We start from the raw sequence: 6,482 nt of genomic DNA, 5'->3' as shown, positions 1-6,482 counted from the left end.
CTCCACCTGAAGAGAAATCTTCTCTCCCACTTATAGAAGTGGGAGTCTTATCAAAAGATAAAAGCCATCTGTTTTAACAGATAGCTTTCTTGTTTAGATAAGTTTTTTCTAAAAATTTTATTTGAATAATAACATTACCTTTAATTAAAATTTAATATTCAGTACTTTCATTATCTTGTGCTTGTTCATTTATTGCACTATAAGCTGGAATTTCATCTTCAACATGAATTTCAAGTCCACCGAATTTCTGAGCAAATAGATTATAGATTAGTGCTACTAAAGCTGCGAATCCTCCATATATTAATATCATTACTATAGGCATGAATAAATATACGCCTCCAAAAACTGCAGCAAATTTTTCTCCTGTAAATATTCCTATAAGCATTGCTATAAATCCTACAAGAACAAATAATGCCATCGGTATACACATCAGATAGATAACAGTTTTAAACACACTGCCAGGACCTAATTGCTTAACTTCTAATTTTCTCATTTTTTATCCCCCTTTTAAAAGCTTATGCATAATCAAGAGCTAATATATTCAGAATTCACCTACTTCTTAGAACTATTAATAAATCTCCTATAATTATATCATACACTTTTTTATTAAATCCATTTATACTTTTCTAAAACTAATCGTATATAAACTTCAATATATAAATATGATAAAAAACTGACTACAGGGTAGTAGTCAGTTAGGCTATTTTTTGTTCATTTGTTTTATCACTTTCATTCTTTTTAAATTTTGTTTTTAGTTTTCTATTATCCATTTTCTTCTTAATTAATCCTGTAGAATAACCCATAGGACATACTGTACACCAACTGCGTGGTCTAAATATTATACCCATTAAAATACCAACAATAAATGATGATCCCATAAATCTAAATAAACTAAATGCTATTTTACTGAAATCACCTTTTGCATGTATCATTGATATTGTCAACAGGGTAATCATTACTATTAGTAATATATTTTTAGCTAATTTTCCTCTCATCCATTTAGGGGGATTATTATTCAAACTAATTTTCCCTAAAAACTTCCCAAGAAATGAACCCCTAGGGCAGTAATGTGAACAATGTATTTTTCCTCTTCCTTTTAGTGCATGATATATTGGTGCTGTCATACATATAATCCCTAATATACCAAATCTAAAGTCTAGTATAGATAATACAAAAAATCCTACTATAAATATCCAAGACCAACTCATATGTGATTTTTTCTTCATTTTATACCTCCTGATTATATTCTGTGTCAATATATTGTTTAATTATTATATTACAATATATGAATATATTAATCAATAGGTTCACATATTTTCATAATATTCAAAAACAAACAACAAAACTAGTATTATATATTTAAACTTCTATTACTTCTCCATAATCCATGACTTTAACATTGATTTTCTCTGTTTTTTCTCTAAATTCCTCTGGATCTGCATCAATCACTTCAAAGGTTTTATAGTGCATAGGTATTACAGTCTTTGGTTTTATAAAATCAACTGCTCTTATGGCATCTTCTATATCCATTGTGAAATTACCTCCAATAGGTAGTAGAGCTATATCAATTTTCTCACTTTCTAATAGTTTCATATCTAAAGTTAATCCGGTATCACCAGCATGATATATTTTTTTCCCATCAGCCTCAATAATAAAACCACAAGGATTGCCTCCACATATAAAGATATCATTATGTAAAATTCCAGACCCATGTAATGCAGAAGTCATCTTAACCCTACCAAAATCAAAGTTTGTTCTACCACCGATATGCATAGGGTGTACATTTATAGTTTGATCCTTTGAAATAATATAATGAGCTAATTCAAAATTGCAAATTACAGTAGAATTACATTCTTTAGCAATTTCTATAGCATCTCCAAAATGGTCTCCATGACCATGGGTTATAAAGATGTGAGTAATATCTAAGTAATCACTTACTTTAACTGGAGAATTTGGGTTTTCACTAATAAAAGGATCTATTAATGCTTTAAAGTTCCTTCCTGTTACTTCAAAAGTAGAATGGCTAAGATATTTTAATTTCATAGTTTAACTCCCTTCCCATTAAATTTATATACATAATCGCTTTAAATCAAACTTTTATAGTACTACTTCTATTATTCTTTTTCTTTCCCTTCATCTTTTATTAATTTATTTTATATTTGTATAAATATTTCTAAATTGGAATAATTTTCACAACATGAATTAACAAAAACTACCCAAAACTAATAGTAAAATAATTTTTATAAAGAGGTGATTTTGTGAAAAGAAAAGCTTTAATAATCAGTATGATATTTTTTCTACTATTAACCTCAACTGTAGTTTGGGCTGAACCATCAACATATACAGTTAAATCTGGAGATACGATGTGGAAAATAGCAGTAAAATATCAAGTTGGGGTAAGTGAAATTATCAATGCTAATCCTCAAATTGAAAATCCTGATCTTATTTACCCAGGTCAAAAAATCAATATTCCTAACATCGATGATGTAAAAGCTTTAGAAAATGAAGTTATTAGATTAGTAAATATTGAAAGGTCAAAACAAGGACTTGAGCTACTAACAGCAAATTGGCAATTATCAAGGGTAGCCAGATATAAGTCTACAGATATGAGAGATAAGAACTACTTCTCCCATACTTCCCCAACCTATGGTTCTCCATTCCAAATGATGGAAGATTTTGGTCTAAGATTTTCTGCAGCTGGAGAAAATATAGCTATGGGTCAAAGAACAGCACAAGAAGTAATGAATGCATGGATGAACTCTCCAGGTCATAGAAGTAATATTTTAAGTCCATCTTTTAGTGAAATTGGAGTAGGGGTTTCAGTAGATAAATATGGTAGATATTATTGGACCCAAATGTTTATGAGAGGCTTGAAATAAAAACTGAAGTCCTTTGACTTCAGTTTTTTATTTAGCGAGGTGATAAATAAATGAAATTATTGATAAAATTATCTGTATTATCAATTTCTTTATTAGTAATATTAGCGGGATCAGTCGTTTCTCCTGCTTTAAGCGAAATAACTAATGCTTTCCCCTATGCAAAAACATACCTAATAAAAATGGTATTAACACTTCCCTCAATAGTATTAATTCCCTTTAGCTTACTTTCAGGTAAAATATCAATTAAAGTAAGAAAAAGAAAGCTTATAATTATTGGTCTTATCATATATATTTTAGGTGGAATAGGTGGGGGAATAAGCTCTAGTATTCTAATACTCTTATTTTTTAGAGCCTTATTAGGAGTAGGTCTAGGATTATTAGTTCCATTATCTACCTCTTTAATAGCAGACTTTTTTCAAGGAGATGAAAGAACTAAAATGATGGGATACTCTAATGCAGTATCTAACTTAGGTGCCATATTTGCCACCCTTGTGTCTGGTTGGCTAGCCACTCTAAATTGGAGATTAGTTTTCGGAACATATTTAATAGCTCTAGTTGCTTTAATTCTTGTTTTTTTTGGACTTCCCGAGCCGCCTAGAAGAAGAACATATAATATTGACAGTTATTTTTTTAATAAAGAGATATTAATAATAGCTTTTTTAGCTTTGCTTTTAAATATTGGCTTTTACTCGATATTAACAAACATATCTTTATTTTTAACAACTAATAATATTGGGAATTCTGAATCAGCTGGTTTTGCCGTTTCCACCTTAACTTTCGCAGGGTTTATTGGTGGTTTATTCTTAAAAAGAATAACATCAAAACTAAAAAATTATAAAATCCCTTTTTCCATTGGACTCATGTCTTTGGGCTTTTTATTTTTAAGTATTGCAAATAGTATGCCTTTAGTTGCTAGTTCATCTTTTTCAATAGGCCTTGGCCTAGGTATACTTAAGCCTCAGATTTTCTTAATAGTAACACAAATTACTCCCCATTTTTCTAATGCTTTTGCTCTATCAATAGTAAGTAGCTCTATTTATTTAGGCAAATTTCTTTCACCTATAATCTTATCTTTTATTGGGTCAGTACTAAATAGAAATGATATTAGCTTTACCTTTTTCTTTGTAGGCATATGTCTGTTAGTAGCTACTACTATTTCTTTTATTATGGTTCTCTATCCTTCTAGACTATTTACTGCAAAATATAATAAATGATGAAATTGTATATTATCATTTTATGCAAGATTATACCCTCGTGACTCTAGTGTTCAGCCACTTTACTATTTAAATTAAATAATTCCTCTTCTTGAGTTATTTAACTTACAAGGGGTATATATCGGTTAAATGCACTTGGAACAAATCCTTCATTTTAATAATTTTTTTTCATAAACATTAAATAAGTGAATTTAATAATTTAGAAAGGTTTGAAAAACTGTATGGTTGAAAAATACTCTGCGATTTTTTATGTCTTAGGATCTTTATTGTTTCTCTTAGGACTAGTACTATTATCACCTATAATTTTAGTACTATTTTATAATGAAAATGTGGTATCCCTACAAGCTTTTATTTTTCCATCAATATTCTCTATAATAATCGGACTCATATTATACACAATATCAAACAAGAGTAATTTGAAGTTATCTTTAACAGGTAGTATGATTTTATGTACTTTAGCTTGGATAGTTGTTTCAATGATAGGAGCAATTCCCTTTCAGATTGCATTGAACAAACCATTTATTGATTCTTTTTTTGAAGCAGTCAGTGGTTTCACAACCACAGGCATAACTGTATTTCAAGGCTTAGATAGTTTACCTAAATCAATTATTTTTTGGAGATGCTTAATGCAGTGGCTAGGCGGTCTAGGCATTATTACTTTTTTCTTATTTATCACCTTCAGAAACGAAGGAAATATATGGCAGCTTTTCAACGCAGAAAGTCATAAAATGACTATGTCAAGACCTGTCCCTAACATATATAAAACAATAAAAATTCTTTGGAGTCTCTATTTTGCTTTTACTTTTATACAGTGCATTATACTATTATTGCTAGATGTAAGCATGTTTGATTCAATTATTCATAGTTTAACTAGTATTTCTACTGGAGGATTCTCTGGATATGATTCTAGTATCAAACATTTTCGTGATGTGGGCCATCCTAATTATCGATTAATTGAATATTGCATTATTTTTTTTATGTTTATAGGTGGTATAAACTTTTTAGTTCATTATAAGGTCTTTACTGGAAATATTAAGGAATTTATATCTAATACCGAAGTTAAATATTTTAGAAGAATTATTATTATTTCAGTTATACTAATATTATTAGGAAAAGGGACATCAGTCATCAGTTCTCTATCAGCTTTTGAAGAAATGCTTAGAAAGGCATTATTTCAAGTCATTTCAATAATTACATCTACTGGATTCATTACTGAAGACATTGGAAATCCATTTTTTCCATCAGTGGCTAAACTGTTATTTCTTATCTTGATGTTCATGGGAGGTTGTGTTGGTTCTACATCGGGAGGATTTAAAGTAGTAAGGGTAGTTGTTCTAAATCAACTGTTTAGAAGAGAGCTTAAGAAGATTTATCTACCAAAGCACGCTGTAGTTCCAGTAACCTTAGACAAAAGTATAATTGAAGATGAAGAAATATTTAAAATCTCTTCATTATTTTTTGCTTGGATCTTAATAATCATAATTGGGTCAATAATCTCTACCTTATTTTCAGATTTAAATGCCTTTCAAGCTATATCTGGTATGATATCTTCAGTTAGTAATATTGGGCCCTTTTATTTTAGCGTAGAAAAAATGGTTTCATTATCTCCAATAATTAAAATAACATATATTATTGGAATGTTAGCAGGGAGACTAGAAATAATTCCCATATTTGTTCTATTTAGTAGAAAAGCTTGGAAATAGAGAGGATGTGAAAATATGTATATTCTTATAGCTGGGGGAGGTATTTTAGGTAGAAATATAGCCAAAGCCCTAGTAAAAAGACATGATGTTGTAGTTATAGATAAAGATAGAAAAATTTGCGAAAATATCTACTCTAATTATGGTGCAGTAACTGTTAATGGTGATGCTACTAAGTTAGAAATTTTAAAAGAGGCTGGTATAGAAAAGTGCGATATTGCATTAGGTGTAATGCCGAATGATGCAAATAATCTTGCCTTCACAATTCTTTCTAAAAATTTTAATGTAGAAAAAATATTCGTTAGGATGAGAGAACCAGAATATAAGAGCGCATATGAAATTGCTGGAGCTACTAATATGGCAGCTGGAGTCGATATGCTTGTTGATAAATTTGTTATGGATATTGAACAACCAGAAATTAGGAGAGTAGCATCTTTCAGTAATGGTAAAGCCGAAGTATCAATAATTACAATACCTACTAAAGCAAAATGCTCAGGGAAAACAATCTCGGAAGTAGCCCAACTTAAGTCTTTTCCTAAAAATTGTGTTATAGCAGGAATTTTTGACCAAGAAAACGATAAACTTATAATCCCTAGAGGTAATCGCCGAATTTATTCCAATAATCAAGTATTTCTAGTGGGTACAAAAGAAAGTATTGCAGGAGCTGCTAAGCTATTAATGAATTAATT

7 protein-coding genes are annotated in these 6,482 nt (G+C 29.7%); 4 read left to right on the top strand and 3 right to left on the bottom strand.

All coding sequences use genetic code 11. The features are described from left to right. Positions 1-151: 151 nt before the first annotated feature. The 3 genes from JMO20_RS00950 to JMO20_RS00940 all read right to left on the bottom strand — a co-directional run bounded on the left by JMO20_RS00950 (position 152) and on the right by JMO20_RS00940 (position 2,043). Positions 152-493, bottom strand: a complete 342-nt coding sequence (locus tag JMO20_RS00950) for a hypothetical protein (RefSeq protein WP_202707275.1) — start codon at positions 491-493, stop codon at positions 152-154. A 202-nt stretch (positions 494-695) separates the two neighbouring features. Beyond that, positions 696-1,226 (bottom strand): 4Fe-4S binding protein, encoded by a 531-nt coding sequence (locus tag JMO20_RS00945; protein WP_202707274.1) that lies wholly within the window; start codon positions 1,224-1,226, stop codon positions 696-698. A gap of 133 nt (positions 1,227-1,359) precedes the next feature. After that, a complete protein-coding gene (locus tag JMO20_RS00940; protein WP_202707273.1) occupies positions 1,360-2,043 on the bottom strand; it encodes a metal-dependent hydrolase in 684 nt (227 codons plus the stop codon). Between the two features lie 215 nt (positions 2,044-2,258). Here JMO20_RS00940 and safA point away from each other — a divergent pair, with 215 nt between their 5' ends. From safA to JMO20_RS00920, 4 genes are all read left to right on the top strand, one after another. Beyond that, a complete protein-coding gene (gene safA / locus JMO20_RS00935) occupies positions 2,259-2,879 on the top strand; it encodes a SafA/ExsA family spore coat assembly protein (protein WP_202707272.1) in 621 nt (206 codons plus the stop codon). A 50-nt stretch (positions 2,880-2,929) separates the two neighbouring features. Further along, positions 2,930-4,093, top strand: a complete 1,164-nt coding sequence (locus tag JMO20_RS00930; protein ID WP_202707271.1) for an MFS transporter — start codon at positions 2,930-2,932, stop codon at positions 4,091-4,093. Positions 4,094-4,314: 221 nt separating this feature from the next. Continuing rightward, entirely contained in the window at positions 4,315-5,796 is a 1,482-nt protein-coding gene (locus JMO20_RS00925; protein WP_202707270.1) for a TrkH family potassium uptake protein, read from the top strand. Positions 5,797-5,811: 15 nt separating this feature from the next. Continuing rightward, complete coding sequence (locus JMO20_RS00920) at positions 5,812-6,480, top strand: potassium channel family protein (RefSeq protein WP_202707269.1); 669 nt, start codon at positions 5,812-5,814, stop codon at positions 6,478-6,480. Positions 6,481-6,482 lie beyond the last annotated feature (2 nt).

The organism is Sporosalibacterium faouarense (assembly GCF_016765695.1).
Classification (GTDB): domain Bacteria; phylum Bacillota; class Clostridia; order Tissierellales; family VENL01; genus Sporosalibacterium; species Sporosalibacterium faouarense.
The sequence above is the reverse complement of the archived record's forward strand: the minus strand, read 5'-3'. Positions and strand labels throughout refer to the sequence as shown.